Source organism: Pasteurella sp. P03HT, from assembly GCF_054052285.1.
Map to the genome: position 1 here is coordinate 53596 of NZ_JBSIUM010000004.1, position 18193 is coordinate 71788.

The window sequence follows — 18193 nt, forward strand, 5'->3', positions numbered from 1 at the left end:
TCCTCCTGATTCATTTTTCCTAACATCACTTATAAGCAAGGTTAGGAAAAATTGCTCGTTTATGGATAGAGCGAAAGGGCGTATTGCTACGCCCTTCAGATTTTTATGAAAGTGAAATTATTTGTTGTCTTTCACTTCTTCAAATTCAGCATCAACCACATCATCATTTGGTTTTCCGCTTTGTGCTTGTTGCGGTTGCGCATCAGGTTGTGGCTGAGATGCTTGCATTAATTTTTCAGATACTTGAATTAATGCTTGAACCTTCGCTTCGATTTCCGCTTTATCTTCACCTTTCGCCGCTGCTTCTAAGTCAGATACCGCTTTTTCGATTGGTGCTTTGTCATCAGCTGATAATTTGTCACCCACTTCAGTTAACTGTTTACGTGTGCTGTGAACTAAATGATCTGCTTGGTTACGCGCTTGAACTAATTCTTCAAATTTACGGTCTGCTTCAGCGTTCGCTTCTGCGTCACGTACCATTTGTTGAATTTCTTCATCTGATAAACCAGAAGATGCTTTAATTGTGATTTTTTGCTCTTTGTTAGTACCTTTATCTTTCGCAGATACGTGGATAATACCGTCCGCATCGATATCGAAAGTCACTTCAATTTGTGGCATACCACGTGGCGCAGGGTTAATACCTTCTAGGTTGAATTGACCTAAAGATTTGTTGTCTGCTGCACGTTTACGTTCACCTTGAAGTACGTGAATAGTTACCGCACTTTGGTTGTCTTCCGCAGTTGAGAACACTTGTGATTTCTTAGTAGGAATCGTAGTGTTTTTCTCAATTAAGGTTGTCATCACTCCACCCATCGTTTCGATACCTAATGAAAGTGGGGTTACGTCTAATAACAATACGTCTTTCACATCACCTGCTAATACACCGCCTTGTACTGCTGCACCGATAGCAACTGCTTCATCTGGGTTCACGTCTTTACGAGGTGCTTTACCAAAGAATGCTTCTACTTTTTGTTGTACAAGTGGCATACGAGTTTGACCACCTACAAGGATTACGTCATCAACTTGTGATACGCTTAAACCTGCATCTGCTAGTGCAACTTTAACGGGTTCTAATGAACGAGCCACTAAATCTTCAACAAGTGATTCTAATTTCGCACGTGTTAATTTAATGTTTAAGTGTTTTGGACCAGTTGCATCTGCCGTGATGTATGGAAGATTTACATCAGTTTGTTGTGCAGAGGAAAGTTCAATTTTCGCTTTCTCACCCGCTTCTTTCAAACGTTGCATTGCTAATGGGTCGTTACGTAAATCAACACCTTGTTCTTTTTTGAATTCTTCAACTAAGTAATTAATTACACGGTTATCGAAGTCTTCACCACCTAAGTGAGTATCACCGTTAGTTGCTAATACTTCGAAAGTTTTTTCGCCACCCACTTCATCGATTTCAATGATTGATAAGTCGAATGTACCACCACCCAAGTCGTAAACTGCGATAGTTTTGTTGCCTTGACCTTTATCTAAACCATAAGCAAGTGCTGCTGCTGTTGGTTCGTTGATGATACGTTTAACTTCTAAGCCCGCGATACGACCAGCATCTTTAGTTGCTTGACGTTGCGCATCGTTGAAGTATGCAGGTACGGTAATGACCGCTTCAGTTACTGGCTCACCTAAGAAATCTTCTGCAGTTTTTTTCATTTTTTTCAATACTTCAGCAGAAATTTGTGGTGGTGCCATTTTTTCGCCTTTTACACCAACCCAAGCATCGCCGTTGTCAGCTGCAACGATGTCGAATGGCATAATGCTTACGTCGCGTTGTACTTCTTCATCTTGGAAACGACGACCGATTAAACGTTTGATTGCGAATAACGTATTTTTCGGGTTAGTGACTGCTTGACGTTTTGCAGGTTGACCCACTAATGTTTCGTTATCTTGAGTATAAGCAATGATTGACGGAGTTGTACGATCACCCTCGGCATTCTCAATAACGCGTGGTGCGCCACCGTCCATTACGGCTACACAAGAGTTTGTTGTACCTAAGTCAATACCAATAATTTTTCCCATTTTGTTTCTCCTAGTAAATTTATAAATTCGTTAATTCGATTTGTTTTTCAAAAATGAGGACGAAATTTTGCATTTCAAGTATTAAAAATAAAATTTTTGTTTTATTTTCCATAAGTAACTTGAGGTGCGGTCATTTTTGGTCAAGTTGTTTGTGTTGTAGTAAATGAGGCTAAAGTTGGGAAGTTCAAGGGGGGAAATAAAAAAATTTCATTGCTGACGAAAGCGAATGATATCCAGGCCATCAGCAAAAAAGAATAGATTTTATACTATGCTTGATTTGTGGTACATTGCACATGCTAATTTCATTTTATTTAGGATCTTTTTATGAAAAAATCATTTGTGGCGTTAAGCGTCATTGGTGCACTAGCGGCAGTTTGGACTGGGGCGAGCTGGTATACGGGTAAAGTTATTGAGGAAAAAATTCAAGAACGTTTAACGTTGGTCAATGCAAAGTTAGCGGAGCTTGATGCTTCTGAACAGCAAATTAAGTTTGACAAATTGCATGTTGAGCGTGGAGTGTTTAGCTCTAAAGTGACTTATGAGTTGGTTGGGACTTTTTCTGATACAGCATTTACTGTGCCATTTGAAAGTACGCTTTATCACGGTCCAATTCCATTAGATCGTTTACGTCAATTTGACATCATGCCAGTCTTGTTATCAAGTCATGATCGTGTGGTACAAAATGCAACAACACAACCATGGTTTGATTATGCGCAAGGTCAACTTCCTTTTGAAAGCCAAATTAAGATTCACTATGATTCGACGTTTACTGGAAAAGCACAGATTGCACCCGCTAAATTGGCGTTGGCTGATGCGGAGATAATGTGGAAAGGGATTGACTTACATTTTGACCAATTAACTGATGAGGGGATAGGCAAATCGCAAATGATGATCAATGAGTTGAATGTCGCGATTCGTGCCAAGCAACAACCATCCAACTCGTTAATCACATTGAATAATATTAAAATCGAGAGTGATTTGCAGACATCAGAATGGGAACGGATTCCTGTCGGTAAACAGGTCGCGCAGATTGATAATATGCGTGTTTCTTTAAAGGATCCGAATCGTCGTGATTTTAATTTGGAATATCGAAATCTTTTTTTGGACTCGAGTACTAAAAAAACGGAACAATTTGTAAACTATGAGCTTGTAACGAAAATACCTGAAATGTTAGTAAATGGTCAATTGCTTGGTCAGCTAGATGCTAACATTACCTTAGCACATATAGAAGGCTCATCAATGAATAAGCTTCTCAAGTTAATTGAAAATGAGCAGGTTGAGAGCATTGCCTTTGAAGAACAACTCGAGGCATTATCTAAAACCATTTTAGACAATCATCCTTTATTGCAAATTGAACCGTTGAAATTGACTTCAGAAGCGGGAGAGTTGACTGGGAATATGATTGTTGAAATAGCAAATGGTAATTGGAATTTGTTAGAACAAGGCAAAGTTTTGGCGTTATTCAAGCAATTGGCAATGAATATTCATTTAGAGAAGCAGGCATTAGTTCGCTTGTTTACAGTGCTAAACCAAGCAAATGGTATGACAAAAGAACAAGCCAGTGTCTCAGCGGAACAAACGATTGCACTTTTATTTGCAGAGGCAATTCAAAACGGGGTATTGGTTTCCAATGAACAATCACTGAATTTAGCCTTATTGCTTGAAAATAATGCGTTGAAATTGAATGGGCAAGAGATTCCTGAAGAACAAGTATTAATGATGATTGTTTTATTTTTATTCGGAATGGGATATTAATTTGTTGAATGTACAGTCTATTTTGATGGATGATTGATGTACAAGAATGGGGAAGCAAATGCCTCCCCATTTTATGATTTACTCTTTATTGAATAAGTAAGTAGAAATTATTTTCACCGCGAATAATATTCAATGCAATAGCAGACGGTTTTGTATCAAGGATTTTACGTAATTGACCTAAATTTTCGACTTTCTGACGATTCACACCGATAATAATATCGTCTTTTTTCAAGCCACGTTGCTCTGCGATAGATTTTGCTGCAACACGTGTGATCACCACTCCTTTTATGCCTTTTTCATCATAATTACTCATTTCAGCCCCAGTGAGTGCTGGTAATAAATTACTTGCATCAGCCTGGGTTTGATCATCTGATTGCAGCGTCACTTTTGCATGCTGTTTTTTCCCATCACGTAAATACGTTAATTCAATTTCTTTTCCTGCGCCAGATGTGGCAATTTTGGCTCGCATTTCTGCAAAGCTCGAAATTTTTTGCCCATTCATTGCAATAATCACATCACCCGCTTTTAACCCCGCTTTTTCAGCCGCAGAGTTTGGCAGTACTTCACTAATAAAGGCGCCTTGTTGTGCTTCGATATCAAAGGCTTTTGCGAGGTCAGCATTTAATTCTCCCCCTTTGATCCCTAACATTCCTCGACGAACTTCACCAAACTCGAGAATTTGTTGTACAAGATTATTTGCCATATTACTTGGGATCGCAAAAGCAATACCCGCATTGCCTCCACTTGGGGAAATAATTGCGGTGTTGATACCAATTAACTCGCCTTGTAAATTGACTAGTGGACCACCAGAATTGCCGCGGTTAACCGCCGCATCCGTTTGAATATAGTTTTCATAAGTTCCACTATCAGAACCAGTTGAACGACCTAAAGCCGAAACAATGCCAGAGGTGACCGTTTGACCTAAACCAAATGGATTGCCGATGGCTACAGTGAAATCACCTACACGGAGCTTATCTGAGTCGGCAATCTTAAGTGCGGTAAGATTTTTGGGTTTTTCAATTTGAATTAACGCAACATCGGATTGTTCATCTGCACCGATGACTTTTGCACTTAATTCACGTCCATCTTGTAGCTGTACAGTAATCTTATCTGCATTATCAATAACGTGATTGTTTGTTAACACATAGCCTTTTTCTGCGTTAATAATGACGCCAGAACCAATACCACGGAAATTACGAGGCGCACGATCATTAAAAATATCGGGACCAAAGAAAAATTTAAATTCCTCTGGGATACCATGAAATTGGGCAGGACCATTAGTTTGTGCTTTACCTTCCACCGAAATTGAGACAACAGCTGGCAAGACTTTTTCTAACATCGGGGCGAGACTAGGAACCTGTTGACCTTCAACATAGGCTGGGAGTGATGCTTGAGAGAGCATCGGCGTTGATAGAATGCTTAATCCGAGAGCAATGCTGGTTAATAGAAAATTTGTTTTTTTCATTTTTCATTTTCTCCAATAAAAGTAGAAACACCAAACCACAAGCCGCAGTTTAGGTATTCATAAGACAAAAAAAATAAAAAAATGTTCGAGTTTATTTAAAATTTTTATTTTTTGTTCAACTTAAATAACACAAAGAGGACAGAGAGCAAAGATTGAAATGCGCTTCGTGCTCTGCATTTTCAGAGTAAAGCCTGATAGGCGAGTAGATCAGACATAAAAAAACAGGTCAGTTATTAACCGACCTGCTTAAACGACATCATTTTTTGTTAATTAACCAATTACGGCTGGAAGATAACCTGCTTTAATCAAGAACGGTACATTCATAATTAATAGTCCGAGGATTAATGCTGCAAACAGCGTAAGGTTTCCACCGATCACACGATATGGTAAATCAGGGTAACGTTTTCTGGCACGCCAAGCCATACCCACAGGTAAAACTAACCCATAGAATGTAAACATTTGACCCGCATAGCCTAATGCCATGACAAAACCTTCTGGGTAGAACAAGGCAAATACGAGCGGTGGTAAGAAAGTAAGGAGTCCTAATGAAAAACGGTTAGCTTTAATATTGACACGTTTTAATAAATCATACAGGCAGTCAAATAAAGACAGAGCAACCCCTAAGAATGACGTAATTAAGGCTAATGTAAAGAACAAGCGCATTGCTGAACTAATCAAACTACTTTCAGTGGCTTGGTATGTTGCTGTAATCAAACCGTTTAATGTCGGGTCTGTATTTAGAATTTGTACAAACTGACTTTGTGGGAACACGCCATGGGTTGCCATTTGCCATACAATATAAGCCACTAATGGAATAGCAGTACCAGTGATAATGGCAATACGTAAACGGCGAATATCTCCCTCTAAATAGCTATTAATACTTGGGATGATGACATGGAAACCAAATGAGGTGAAAAAGACGGGGCTTGCCGAAATAATTAAAAAATCTTTTAACGGCATGGCAAGTAAATTATCTGTTTTAACCAGTGGCAGCATCATGAGTAAGACTAATGCAAAGGCAACCAATTTGATCGCAAAGAGTAAGCGCGTCAGCATATCGACGGCACCCGTACTAATGACAATAAAGACCCCAAGCACCAGTGTAAAGAGTACAATTGAAATTGATGTGGCATACTCGCCTAAGAAAGGTAAAACACTGGCTAGGAGCGAGCCCCCTCCTGTGACATAAGCAGATAGAATTGCATACATGAAGATGACCAGGGAGAATGTGGCTAAGATACGACCAGGTAAGCCAAAATACTGTTCCGCTAATGTCGCAATCCCTGCATTTTTGGTTTCCGCTTTTTGATAAACTTCAACAAAAAGTAAGGCACTATAAGAAAGCAGTCCCCATAAAATGAAGAGCAAAATCAAAGTATAAGTAAAACCCATTTCTGCAGAAGTGAGTGGCATGGCTAGCATTCCTGCGCCAATTGTGGTACCTGCAACTAAGAGGGCACTCCCAAACGTTTTATTTTTCATAAATTTCTCTCAAGTAAAAACAACAAATAAGTGCAAGCATTCTAGCGTAAAAAAAATAAAATGTAATCATTTTTTTACAGGTGTTATGATTTTTTTACAGTGTGTATTTTTTGCTTCACAAGGAATCCATCAGATAACTACTGATTGAATAAAAATTTTGTGTTAAAATTCGCAACCGATTTTATCTATCAACCTGACAAATTAGGAAACAATATGAACGTATTAGAAGGGACAATTGCTGCACCCAATGCCAAAATCGCAGTGGTGATTGCGCGTTTTAATAGCTTTATTAATGAAAGCTTATTAGAAGGAGCATTAGATGCCTTAAAACGCATTGGGCAAGTGAAAGAAGAAAACATTACCTTAGTACGTGCGCCAGGTGCTTATGAATTACCTTTAGTGGCACGTCGTTTAGCAGAAAGCAAAAAATATGACGCCATTGTTGCATTAGGTACCGTCATTCGTGGTGGTACAGCGCATTTTGAATATGTTGCAGGGGAAGCAAGTAGTGGGCTAGGTCAAGTTGCAATGAGTGCTGATATTCCTGTTGCTTTTGGTGTATTAACAACAGAAAACATTGAGCAAGCCATTGAACGTGCTGGAACTAAAGCTGGGAATAAAGGTGCGGAAGCGGCACTGGTTGCTTTAGAAATGGTAAATTTATTAGCTCAAATTGACGCGGCGTAATTCAGATGACAGAAACTAAAGTAGAAAAAAAAGTGTCTCCACGCCGTCGTGCGAGAGAATGTGCAGTACAAGCTTTATACTCATGGTATGTATCACAAAATTCACCTGCTGAAATTGAATTGGCTTTTGTGGCGGATCAAGATCTCAAAGGTGTGGATGTGGCGTATTTCCGTAAGCTCTTTCGTCAAACAGCAGAGCAAGTTGATGTTGTAGATGACGCGATGGCACCGTATTTGGATCGTGATGTGAATGAATTAGATCCAATTGAAAAAGCTATCTTGCGCCTTGCGGTATATGAGCTGAAGTTTGAATTAGATGTACCCTATAAAGTCGTCATTAATGAAGCGATTGAAGTCGCAAAAGTCTTTGGTGCAGATGACAGCCATAAATATGTAAATGGTGTATTAGATAAAGTTGCTCCCGCTTTGTCTCGTAAATAAAGAGGATGAGAGGTCAACAATGAGTGATGGCGAATTTGATATAATTCAACGTTATTTCACTGCCTCATCAAAGCGTATTGCACGTAAAGATGTCATCGTTTCTATTGGTGATGATTGCGCAATTACTGAACTTCGTCAAAATCAACGTTTAGTCATTACGACTGATACAATGGTAGAAAATACACATTTCTTACCTAGTATTAGCCCAGCAGATTTAGCCTATAAAGCCGCTGCAACGAATTTAAGTGACCTTGCAGCGATGGGGGCTGAGCCTGCTTGGGTATCACTTGCCCTTACCTTACCCGAAGTCAATGAATCATGGCTGCGTGAATTTAGTGAAAGTTTGTTTGATGTGCTAGATCACTATAACGTTGATTTGATCGGCGGTGATACTACAAAAGGTCCTCTCGCCATTACGATTACAGCCCATGGCATTATCGCCAAAGGGAAAGCATTATGTCGCCATAGTGCAAAAGTTGGCGATTGGATTTACGTCTCTGGGACATTGGGTGACAGTGCAGGTGGGTTAGCGTTACTGTTAGCGCAGAAAAGTGCGGTCAATTCTGAGCAAGCTTTCTTAATTCAACGCCACCTTCGTCCTACTCCTCGTGTGCTTTTAGGGCTAGAGTTAGCTGTCTCTTCTTTAGCCAATGCGGCAATTGATATATCGGATGGGTTTGTGGCGGATTTGGGGCATATTCTTGAGCGTAGTCAGTGTGGGGCTGTCGTGGATGTAGACAAATTGCCACTTTCACCTCAATTAGTCAGTACGTTTGGTCTGGAACAAGCAGAGAAATTTGCCTTGTCGGGTGGAGAAGATTATGAACTTTGCTTTACTGTGCCAGATAATAATAAAGCCAAATTAGAACGCGCTTTAGCCTACATTGGTGTTGACTATACTTGTGTTGGACAAGTTAGAGCAATTAGCCCACAAAATAAAAAGCGTATTAAGTTCGAACGTAATAGTATGGCAATTGATATGAATTTGAAGCCAGGTTTTGATCACTTTCAATCGGATGATAAATAATGAAACCACCTCTCCAATCAATTAATTTACGTAATCCAATTCATTGTTTAGCCGTAGGATTTGGCGCTGGCTTGATCCACCCAGCACCAGGTACATGGGGCAGTTTGGTCGGGTTGATGTTGGGGTGGATATTATTGCAGTTTCTCAGTCCGAGCTTTTTTTTCATTTTGACTGGATTATGTTTTTGGATAGGTTGTTACTTATGTAAGAAAACGGCAGATGATATGGGCGTTCATGATCATGGGGCGATTGTTTGGGATGAAATTGTTGGTATTTTTCTTGTCTTGTTGGCTGTGCCTAGCTTATCGCCGTTTTGGTGTTTGACGGCGTTCGTCGTTTTCCGTTTTTTTGATATTGTTAAACCTTATCCAATTCGTTATTTTGATCGCAAATTAGAAAGTGGCTTTGGCATTATGCTAGATGATGTTTTAGCCGCAGTTTATAGTGTGTTAGTCATTTTCTTTATTCGTCTTTTCCTCTAGGGCAAATCATGCTGAATTTAATGATTGTGCATTTCTTTGGTTTAATTACGCCTGGTCCAGATTTCTTGTATGTGAGTCGCTTAGCCGCCAGTCATTCTCGACGTAATGCGATTTGTGGCGTGTTTGGCATTACGTTAGGTGTGCTGTTCTGGGCATTAGCCTCTCTACTTGGTCTTGCACTGTTATTTACTACAATGCCTATTTTGCATGGAGTAATCATGTGTTTAGGTGGTGGGTATTTAGCTTATTTGGGCAGGTTGATGTTAAACAGCCGTACTAACGTGGTGTTTGAGCCAAGCTTAGAACAACAACGTCATCAAAAGACGACAATATACAAAGAAATCATGAAAGGGCTCTTAATTAATCTGTCGAATGCGAAGGCAATTATTTATTTTGCCAGTGTGATGTCGCTTGTCTTAGTGAATTTAACAGAAACGTGGCAAATGCTCATCGCACTTGTGATCATTGTGGTTGAAACCTTTCTTTATTTTTATATGATTTCTTTGCTCTTTTCTCGTCAGATAGTGAAGCAGTTTTATCGTCGATATAGCCGTTATATTGATCGTGTTGCTGGGGGGATTTTTCTGCTATTCGGCGTTTATTTGGTGTATAGTGGCGTAATGGAAATGAAGTGATAGACATAAGGCTGAGGTGAACATGACATTAAATATTGCAGTAGTTGGTGCTGGTGGAAGAATGGGGCGTCAACTCATTCAAGCGGTTTCAGAGACAGAGGGTGTTAAATTAGGGGCGGCATTTGAACGTCCAGGTTCCACTTTGGTGGGGATGGATGCAGGTGAGTTAGCAGGGATTGGTCCACTGGGGGTTATTGTATCGGACGATTTGGCAAGTCAGCAAAACCAATTTGATTTATTAATTGATTTTACTCGTCCTGAAGGGACGTTAACACATCTTCAGTTTTGTGTTACACATCATAAGAAAATGGTTATTGGTACCACTGGGTTAGATGAAGAAGGAAAACGTCAGATCCAGCAGGCGGCTGAGAAAACGGCGATTGTTTTTGCCTCAAATTTTAGTGTTGGTGTGAATTTAGTGTTCAAATTATTAGAAAAAGCTGCCAAAGTGATGGGCGATTACTGTGATATCGAAATTATCGAAGCACACCACCGCCATAAAGTTGATGCGCCATCTGGTACAGCATTGTCAATGGGCGAACATATTGCTAAAACTTTAGGACGTGATTTAAAAACTCATGGTGTTTTTGCACGCGAAGGTATTACGGGGGAACGCAAACGCGATGAAATTGGTTTTGCAACGATTCGGGCGAGTGATGTCGTAGGTGAACACAGTGTGTGGTTTGCGGATATCGGTGAGCGTGTTGAAATTGCACACAAAGCAACCAGTCGTATGACCTTTGCCAAAGGCGCAGTTCGTGCAGCAACATGGTTGGCTCAAAAAGAGCGAGGATTATTTGATATGACCGATGTCTTAGATCTGAATAATCTATAATCAGACAATCATCACCAGGCAGTGTTTACACTGCCTGGTTTTTTTATTGAGTGCACTGTTATAGCTGTGCAGTTTTATAAATCAGTTCTGCAATCGTTTGTGCCTGCATTTTTTCCATAATATGCGAGCGATGCACTTCCACCGTTCTGACTGAAATATTTAAGGTTTCAGCAATTTGCCGATTAATATAGCCTTGAAGTAATAATGCTAAAATATCTAATTCTTTTTTGCTTAATAGCGCGTAACAACGTTGAATTTTATAACGTTCATAACGGGCTTGTGTTTTTTCTTCCGCCAGTTTTAAGACCGATTGTAATTGACTGAATTGTACAGGTTTTTGTAAAAAATCGACCGCACCGAGCTTAAACTCTTGAACCGCCATCGGTACATCACCATGTGCAGTCATAATGACTACGGCTAAGGTACTTTGGTGTTGACAGAGAAATTGATGGACTTGATGACCATCCAATAGTGGCATTTTCATGTCCAGTAACACAATGCCCGGCTCAAAGAGTGGTACATTATCAACAAATTCTTGGCTATTTGACCATGTTTGTACTTCATATCCTGCTTGTTTTAACAAAAAACAGGCTGCATCAAGTACTGTTAAGTCATCATCAACAAGATGAATTAACATGTTTCCCCCTTTTTATTTGGCAATGTCAAAATGACTTCCGCACCTTGTTTGTCTGTGCGGTTTTGTAACGTAATTTCGCCTTCAATGGAACGAAGTAAACGTTGGCATAATACTAGACCTAATCCTAAACCATTCGCTTTACTGGTTCGGAAGGGTACAAAAGGAAATTTTAATTCAGACGGCTTGAAGCCTGAGCCATTGTCTCTGATATGAATTGCAATCATACTTTCTTCTTTTGTGACTTCAATTTCAATCTCACTTGCATGCGCTTGTGATGCGTTCAATAAACAATTACCAATCACTTGTTCTAAAATCGTTGTTTTGAGTTCAAGTTTAATTGTTGTTGGGCAGATTAAACGGATAAGTGGCTGATTATGGCGCTGTAAGGACATAAAATTGATCACACGTTGTAACAGTTTATTTAAATCAGTACATTCAGTTTTGTCATCTGTTTTCCCTTTTGCCCAATTCATTAAATTACGGATAATTTCCGCACTACGATCTACTTGAATTAAGACCTTATCTAAAATTGCCAGTGTATTGGGATCCGAGTGAGATTGGCTCAATTGATATTTTACTCCTTCAACATACATACGGATTGCAGAGAGCGGTTGGTTAATTTCATGGGCAATTCCAGTACTCATTTCACCTAAAATACTCAATCGATCAGCTTGTGCCAGTTGTTGTTCATATTGGCGCATTTCATGGTATGCTTGTTGTAACGCTTTGCTTTTGCGATGAATTTGGAAACTAATCCAGAGGTAATTTAACAGTAATAATAAGCCGATAAAGATAATCCAACCACGATATTGTTGAAGCCAATAAGTTGTGCTATCCCATAAATCTTGTTTAGGATGTTTATAGAGGTTACGTAAGATGCCGTCTGCTTGTGTGGTTGAGTACGGCGGTGTCCACTGTGGTAAATGTGTCGGAATTTCACTCAGCAAGAGTGTCACTAATTTTGAGGTTAAATCTACGGGCACTTGTGGTAAGGCTGCCAGTGACCAATTGGGCAATAATTCAGTACTGGCTAAACAACCTAATGTGTTAGGTTTACCAGCCAATAAGCGAAAATCGTTTTTTTTGATGACCCCTTCATGATCAAGGTCTTCTAAAATACAGGCGGGGACAATGGCCGCATCGACCTTTTTTTCTTGCAAGAGGAGTAAGGTATTATCAACAGGAAAACCAGTGTATTTTAATTGAAAATCTTTGTTCTCAATTAAACCTTGTTGATATAAAACATGGTATCCGAGCAAAAAACCACCAAATGCGTTATTTCCTACCGCACTAAATGTTTTATTTTTTAAGTCAGTTAATTGGTAAAAGGGGCTGTCTTGTCGAACAAAAATAGCACTACCAATACGTCCCATTGAGGCATGTTGAATTTGTCGAGGTGATCTAAGTGTGACTAGCCAACTGACTTGTGTATTATTTAGATAAAAGAATTGTGCTTGATTAGTCAGCACAAAATCAACACCTTGTGCTTGTTCTTCGCTCAGATCATTTAAGTCTAATGTGACTAATGTAAATTGATGCTGTGGATCAAATTGTCGATTTAACCAATCAATCCAAGGTTGCCATTTAGCATGTGCATGTGCCACACCACGTTGCGCCAAAATGCCAATTTTCCATTGCTCTGATAAGGCAAGAGAAGGCAGTAAACCAATGAGCAAAATGAATATTTTCAAGAATTGAGCGCACTTTTTCACATTTCTTCCTTTTTATTGATTGAAATCAAATTCACTCACTTTTTATGTGGAAAACCACAATAGTTTTTTATTTGACCTTCTTTAACAATACGCTAAAAAAAGTCATAACTCAATTGGGTTAATGAGAATAACTAAAAGGAACGCCACTATGGAAATGAGTAAGCGAATTTTCTTAAAAAATTTATCTGTGTTAAGTGTGGGGCAAGCGTTTATTCCATTGAGTCAAGCTGAAACGCAATTTCAGCCAGCTCGACGAGAGGGAAGTGAAACGCATCGTTATGCTATGTTGGTGGATTTGCGTCGTTGTATTGGATGCCAATCTTGTACAATCAGTTGTGGTATCGAAAATGCGACACCAATTGGTGAATTTAGAACAACAGTTCGTCAATACGAAGTTACAGATTCAAATCATGTTGTGAATAATGTGCTGTTACCACGACTATGTAATCATTGTGATAACCCCCCTTGTGTCCCTGTCTGTCCTGTACAAGCAACATACCAACGTAAAGATGGGATTGTTGTCATCAACAATGAACGCTGCATTGGGTGTGCGTATTGTGTCCAAGCCTGTCCTTATGATGCTCGCTTTATCAATGAGGAAACCAAAACTGCGGATAAATGTACTTTTTGTTCGCATCGTCTTGAAGTAGGGTTGTTGCCTGCTTGTGTTGAAAGTTGTGTAGGGGGTGCACGGATTATTGGTGATCTAAAAGATCCGAATAGCACAATTAGTAAGATGGTGGCAGAACATAAAGATGAATTGAAAGTCTTAAAGCCTGATTCTGGTACGATTCCTCATGTCTTTTATTTAGGCTTAGATGAGGCATTTGTTGATCATGTTCAAGGACAACCTATGTTATGGCAAGCGAAGGAGGCAACATTATGATGATTCGTGAAATTGTGGTTGAGCCACAAGCAATTGCATGGTTACCTTGGGCGGTCAGTTACTTCTTTTTTATTGGTTTATCGTTTTCTTCTGTGTTTGTGGGGTTATGGATTAATCAAAAAGAGAAAAATTTACGTGCTGAATTTATTGCGATCACATTAGCACTCAGCTGCGCCATTGTGGCACCTATCGCGTTAACTGCGGATTTACACCAACCAAGCCGTATAGTGAATTTCTATTTGAATTTAACCCCCTGGTCTTGGATGGCATGGGGAGCGATCTTCTTGCCTTTATTTACCGTCGCCGTTGTGGGATATTTCTTATGTTTATTGCGTCAAGTGGTGCCACAAACCAGTCTACCAAAAGTGTTCCATCTTCTTTATTGGGGTGAACTTAATCTTACTCGTTGGACAACGTTTTTCCGCCTTTTTTCTTTGGTGATGTCAGTATTGATTTTAATTTATACTACGATGGAAGTGTATGCGGTCGAAGCACGTCCGTTATGGCATCACTATGGCCTCATGCCACTAGTTCTATTTAGCGTTTTACCGACGGCGTTCTTACTTTGTCGTTTCTTTATTCAGTTTTTTAATCCGACGTCTACTCAGTATGCGTTTTCTCATCTGATTTTATTTAGCTTGCTGATGTTTATCGCGGTGTTAGCGGGTGTCTATTTTTCCTCAGCACAAAGAGCAGAGCAACTGATGCAATTGTGGCAACTTAGCTCGTTACCGTTATTAACGTTAGGTTGTGTTGCCGTCTTGTGCATATTGATTTATTTACCGCAATCTCAAGTTTTGAATACAATCGCCTTGTGCATTGGTTTATGTTTTACTGGATTAGTACGTTGGATCTTAGTGATTCAAGTCCAGAGTATTGCGAAATACAATGCACTCATGAACCCGTATCAATTAACATGGCATGTGGATGGGGCAATTGGCATGATATCGGTATTCAGTTTATGGGTTTGCATTGGCATTTTATTATGGCACTTATTTAGTTCGGCATTATCTCAAATGGATGTTACTGGGGGAAAATATGAATAACCAACGACGTAATTTATTAAAAGGTGGACTCGCTTTAGGAACAGCAACAGCCTTTGTTGCAGGTTATTCACCGAAAGTGAAAGAAATTGCTACGGGGTTAATTGATGGCACTTCGGGTGAACATACAGCAGATAAACTCCATGGCAATGCTTTATTACCTGAATATCAGGTTCAAAATGGTCAATTAGTTGCGAATGGTAAACAAGTCGTATGTAATACACAGTGTATGGGATGTTGGACATTGTGTGGCTTACGTGCGCGTGTTGATTTAGAAAAAAATCAAGTCATTCGAATCAATGGTAATCCTTATCATCCTCTTTCTGCTGATGTGCATCTTGATTTTAACCAATCTATTCAACAAGCCGAACTCAGTGTCGCGGGAGAAAATGGGTTAGATAATCGTTCGACTGCGTGTGCAAGGGGGGCGGCATTTTTAGAAGGAATTAACAGCCCTTATCGTATTACTCAACCATTAAAACGGGTTGGCAAACGAGGAGAAGGAAAATGGAAAACCATTAGCTTTGAACAGCTCGTTGAAGAAGTCGTGAATGGTGGTGATCTGTTTGGAGAAGGGCATGTGGATGGGTTAAAAGCGATTCGTGATTTGACTACGCCAGTGGATGCAGACAACCTTGATTTCGGTGCAAAAGTGAATCAATTGATGGTGACATTTGCGGGTCCAGAAGGACGTCAACCCTTATTAAAACGCTTTGCCAATAACAGTTTTGGTACGATTAATTTTGCTTCTCATGGTTCATTTTGTGGCTTGTCTTATCGTGCTGGTTCAGGTGCTTTCATGAATGATTTGGTCAATAACTCGCACGCTAAACCAGACTGGGATCATGCAGAATTTATTCTGTTTATGGGAACTTCACCCGCACAAGCAGGAAACCCATTCAAACGTCAAGCTCGTCAATTAACCAAACAACGGACAGAGGAAAACTTTGACTATGTTGTTGTTGCGCCACGCTTAGAATTGACCAATAGTCGAGCCGTAAAACAGAATCGTTGGGTGCCGATTATTCCAGGAACAGACTTATCTTTATCTTTAGGGATGTTACGTTGGATTATCGAAAATGAACGTTATAACGCAGCGTATTTATCCATACCAAGTGAAGAGGCAATGCAAAAAGCCAATGGGGTAAGTTTTTGTAATGCGACCCATTTATTTATTGCTGATCCCGCACATAAACGTTATGGTCAGGCACTTCGTTTACAAGATATGGTCGAGATGCCCGTACCTGAAAAGCCAGTGGATAGCGAGATTATCGTTAAAGACCAATTGACAGGTGAGTTTATCGCGGCGAAAGATTGTGAAAGTGCGGTTATTTTTGTGCAAGATTGGGTGATCTTAAAAGATGGGACACAAGTGTTAGCAAAATCCGCGATGCAGCTCTTTAAAGAATCCTGTTTTGAGCTCACGATCGAGGAGTATTCTGCACATTGTGGTGTCCCAACGGAGACGATTTGCCAATTAGCAAAAGAATTTACTTCTCATGGACATCGTGCTTCGGCGATTACTCATGGTGGCACGATGCATGGCACTGGCTTCTATACTGCGTGGTCGATTCTCTTACTCAACGCAATGGTAGGGAATATGAATAAGAAAGGTGGTATGAGCATGGCTGGAGGAAAATTCAAAGATTTTGGCGGAGGGCCACGCTATGACTTAGCGAATTTTCCGAATATGGTGAAACCAAAAGGCACAAATTTGGCGCGTAGTAATAAAGCGTATGAGAAATCCAGTGAGTTTAAACGTAAAGTAGAACAAGGTGTTTCACCTTATCCAGCTCGCGCATCATGGTATCCATTTGTGGGTGGGCAAATGTCAGAAATGATTACTTCGGCATTACAAGGCTATCCTTATTCGCTGAAAGCCTGGATTAGTCATATGAGCAATCCAATTTATGGTATGACAGGAATTCATCACATCACGGATACAAAATTGCGTGATCCGAAAATGCTTCCTTTATTTATTGCTGTCGATGCGTTTATGAATGAAACCACCGCATTAGCCGATTATATTGTCCCCGATACGCATAATTTTGAGAGCTGGGGATTCAGTACACCTTGGGCGGGCGTCCCAACCAAAACCACGACAGCGCGTTGGCCTGTGATTCAATCTCAGAATGCACGTATGGCAAATGGTGAAGTGATTTGTATGGAAAACTTCATTATTGCGATTGCTAAAGCTATGAACCTTCCAGGGTTTGGTGACAATGCGATCATGGATAAACAACAAAATACTTACCCATTACACCGTACAGAAGATTATTTCTTACGAGCCGCGGCAAACATTGCATATGATGGGAAAGAACCTGTGAAGGATGCGACGGCAGAAGATCTGCTATTAACAGGGGTACAACGTTTAATGCCAACGCTCGAGCAAACCTTAAAACCAGAAGAAGTGTTAAAGGTTGCGAATGTGTATTGTAAAGGCGGACGCTTTGCACCTTATAAAAGTGCATGGCAAGAAGACAATATGCAAGCACGTTGGAAAAACTGCTTGCAAATTTGGAACGAAACTGTAGCAAAAGCAAAACATGCTCAGACGGGTAAACACTATCATGGTTGTCCAAAATATTTTGAGCCACAGTTCGCCGATACGTCTACTGTTGAGAGTCATTATCCAACGAAAGAATGGCCGTTTAAGCTGATGTCATTTAAATCTAATTTAATGAGTAGTATTACCGCGCCATTATTACGTTTGCACAGCATTAAACCCGATGGCTTAGTGGCGATGAATCAACAGGATGCGACAGAACAAGGCTTTAAGCATGGTGATCTGGTTACATTAATGACGCCTGGTGGTCAACAACATGTGCAAATTGTAGTGATGGATGGGGTGATCAAAGGTACCATTGCCATTGAACATGGGTATGGACATAAACAACTTGGTGCGGTGAGCTATGTCATTGATGGCAAAGAAATCCAAGGTAATGAACAAATTAAACGAGGTGTGAACATCAATGATTTAGGGTTGTTAGATACTACGAAAGAAATTGTTTCACCTTGGTTAGATTGGGTATGTGGTTCAGCAGTTAGACAAGGGATTCCAGCCAAATTGCAGAAAGTGGCATAA

General features: G+C 40.0%; 15 protein-coding genes. 10 read left to right on the forward strand and 5 right to left on the reverse strand.

Annotation, left to right across the window (positions count from 1 at the left end):
* Nucleotides 1-117 precede the first annotated feature (117 nt).
* Nucleotides 118-2022: a molecular chaperone DnaK gene (gene dnaK / locus ACWIT3_RS04545; RefSeq protein ID WP_457161617.1), complete on the reverse strand. Its 1905-nt coding sequence runs from the start codon at nt 2020-2022 to the stop codon at nt 118-120.
* A gap of 324 nt (nt 2023-2346) precedes the next feature.
* Between dnaK and ACWIT3_RS04550 the strand changes: the two genes are divergently transcribed.
* Nucleotides 2347-3777, forward strand: a complete 1431-nt coding sequence (locus ACWIT3_RS04550) for a YdgA family protein (RefSeq protein ID WP_457161618.1) — start codon at nt 2347-2349, stop codon at nt 3775-3777.
* 85 nt (nt 3778-3862) lie between these two features.
* Here the strand turns inward: ACWIT3_RS04550 and ACWIT3_RS04555 are convergent, their stop codons facing one another.
* Both ACWIT3_RS04555 and ACWIT3_RS04560 read right to left on the reverse strand, forming a co-directional pair.
* Nucleotides 3863-5242, reverse strand: a complete 1380-nt coding sequence (locus ACWIT3_RS04555) for a Do family serine endopeptidase (RefSeq protein WP_046338579.1) — start codon at nt 5240-5242, stop codon at nt 3863-3865.
* A gap of 270 nt (nt 5243-5512) precedes the next feature.
* Nucleotides 5513-6724, reverse strand: a complete 1212-nt coding sequence (locus ACWIT3_RS04560) for an aromatic amino acid transport family protein (protein ID WP_457161619.1) — start codon at nt 6722-6724, stop codon at nt 5513-5515.
* A gap of 213 nt (nt 6725-6937) precedes the next feature.
* Between ACWIT3_RS04560 and ribH the strand changes: the two genes are divergently transcribed.
* The 6 genes from ribH to dapB are packed head-to-tail and all read left to right on the forward strand — an operon-like array spanning nt 6938 to nt 10830.
* Nucleotides 6938-7411, forward strand: coding sequence for a 6,7-dimethyl-8-ribityllumazine synthase (ribH, locus tag ACWIT3_RS04565; protein ID WP_457161620.1), 474 nt, complete (start codon nt 6938-6940; stop codon nt 7409-7411).
* Nucleotides 7412-7416: 5 nt separating this feature from the next.
* Nucleotides 7417-7851: a transcription antitermination factor NusB gene (nusB, locus tag ACWIT3_RS04570; protein WP_046338576.1), complete on the forward strand. Its 435-nt coding sequence runs from the start codon at nt 7417-7419 to the stop codon at nt 7849-7851.
* 19 nt (nt 7852-7870) lie between these two features.
* Complete coding sequence (gene thiL, locus ACWIT3_RS04575) at nt 7871-8878, forward strand: thiamine-phosphate kinase (RefSeq protein WP_457161621.1); 1008 nt, start codon at nt 7871-7873, stop codon at nt 8876-8878.
* The gene (locus ACWIT3_RS04580) at nt 8878-9360 is read left to right on the forward strand and encodes a phosphatidylglycerophosphatase A family protein (protein ID WP_457161622.1); all 483 of its coding nucleotides are present in this window, start codon (nt 8878-8880) and stop codon (nt 9358-9360) included. Before thiL ends, ACWIT3_RS04580 begins: the two co-directional genes overlap by 1 nt.
* 8 nt (nt 9361-9368) lie before the next feature.
* A complete protein-coding gene (locus ACWIT3_RS04585; protein ID WP_457161623.1) occupies nt 9369-9995 on the forward strand; it encodes a homoserine/threonine efflux transporter in 627 nt (208 codons plus the stop codon).
* 22 nt (nt 9996-10017) lie between these two features.
* Nucleotides 10018-10830: a 4-hydroxy-tetrahydrodipicolinate reductase gene (gene dapB / locus ACWIT3_RS04590; protein ID WP_457161624.1), complete on the forward strand. Its 813-nt coding sequence runs from the start codon at nt 10018-10020 to the stop codon at nt 10828-10830.
* Between the two features lie 58 nt (nt 10831-10888).
* On the opposite strand, the gene ACWIT3_RS04595 is transcribed toward dapB, so the two are convergent.
* Together ACWIT3_RS04595 and ACWIT3_RS04600 are read right to left on the reverse strand one after the other, a co-directional pair.
* Entirely contained in the window at nt 10889-11467 is a 579-nt protein-coding gene (locus ACWIT3_RS04595; RefSeq protein WP_457161625.1) for a response regulator, read from the reverse strand.
* Nucleotides 11461-13179 (reverse strand): sensor histidine kinase, encoded by a 1719-nt coding sequence (locus ACWIT3_RS04600; protein ID WP_457161626.1) that lies wholly within the window; start codon nt 13177-13179, stop codon nt 11461-11463. The genes ACWIT3_RS04595 and ACWIT3_RS04600 overlap by 7 nt, the downstream gene beginning before the upstream one ends.
* Before the next feature lie 148 nt (nt 13180-13327).
* On the opposite strand from ACWIT3_RS04600, the gene ttrB reads away from it, so the two are divergent.
* The 3 genes from ttrB to ACWIT3_RS04615 are packed head-to-tail and all read left to right on the forward strand — an operon-like array spanning nt 13328 to nt 18193.
* On the forward strand, nt 13328-14065 hold the full coding sequence (gene ttrB, locus ACWIT3_RS04605; protein WP_457161627.1) for a tetrathionate reductase subunit TtrB: 738 nt from the start codon (nt 13328-13330) through the stop codon (nt 14063-14065).
* Nucleotides 14062-15111, forward strand: a complete 1050-nt coding sequence (nrfD, locus tag ACWIT3_RS04610; RefSeq protein WP_457161628.1) for an NrfD/PsrC family molybdoenzyme membrane anchor subunit — start codon at nt 14062-14064, stop codon at nt 15109-15111. Before ttrB ends, nrfD begins: the two co-directional genes overlap by 4 nt.
* Nucleotides 15104-18193 (forward strand): molybdopterin-dependent oxidoreductase, encoded by a 3090-nt coding sequence (locus ACWIT3_RS04615; RefSeq protein ID WP_457161629.1) that lies wholly within the window; start codon nt 15104-15106, stop codon nt 18191-18193. The genes nrfD and ACWIT3_RS04615 overlap by 8 nt, the downstream gene beginning before the upstream one ends.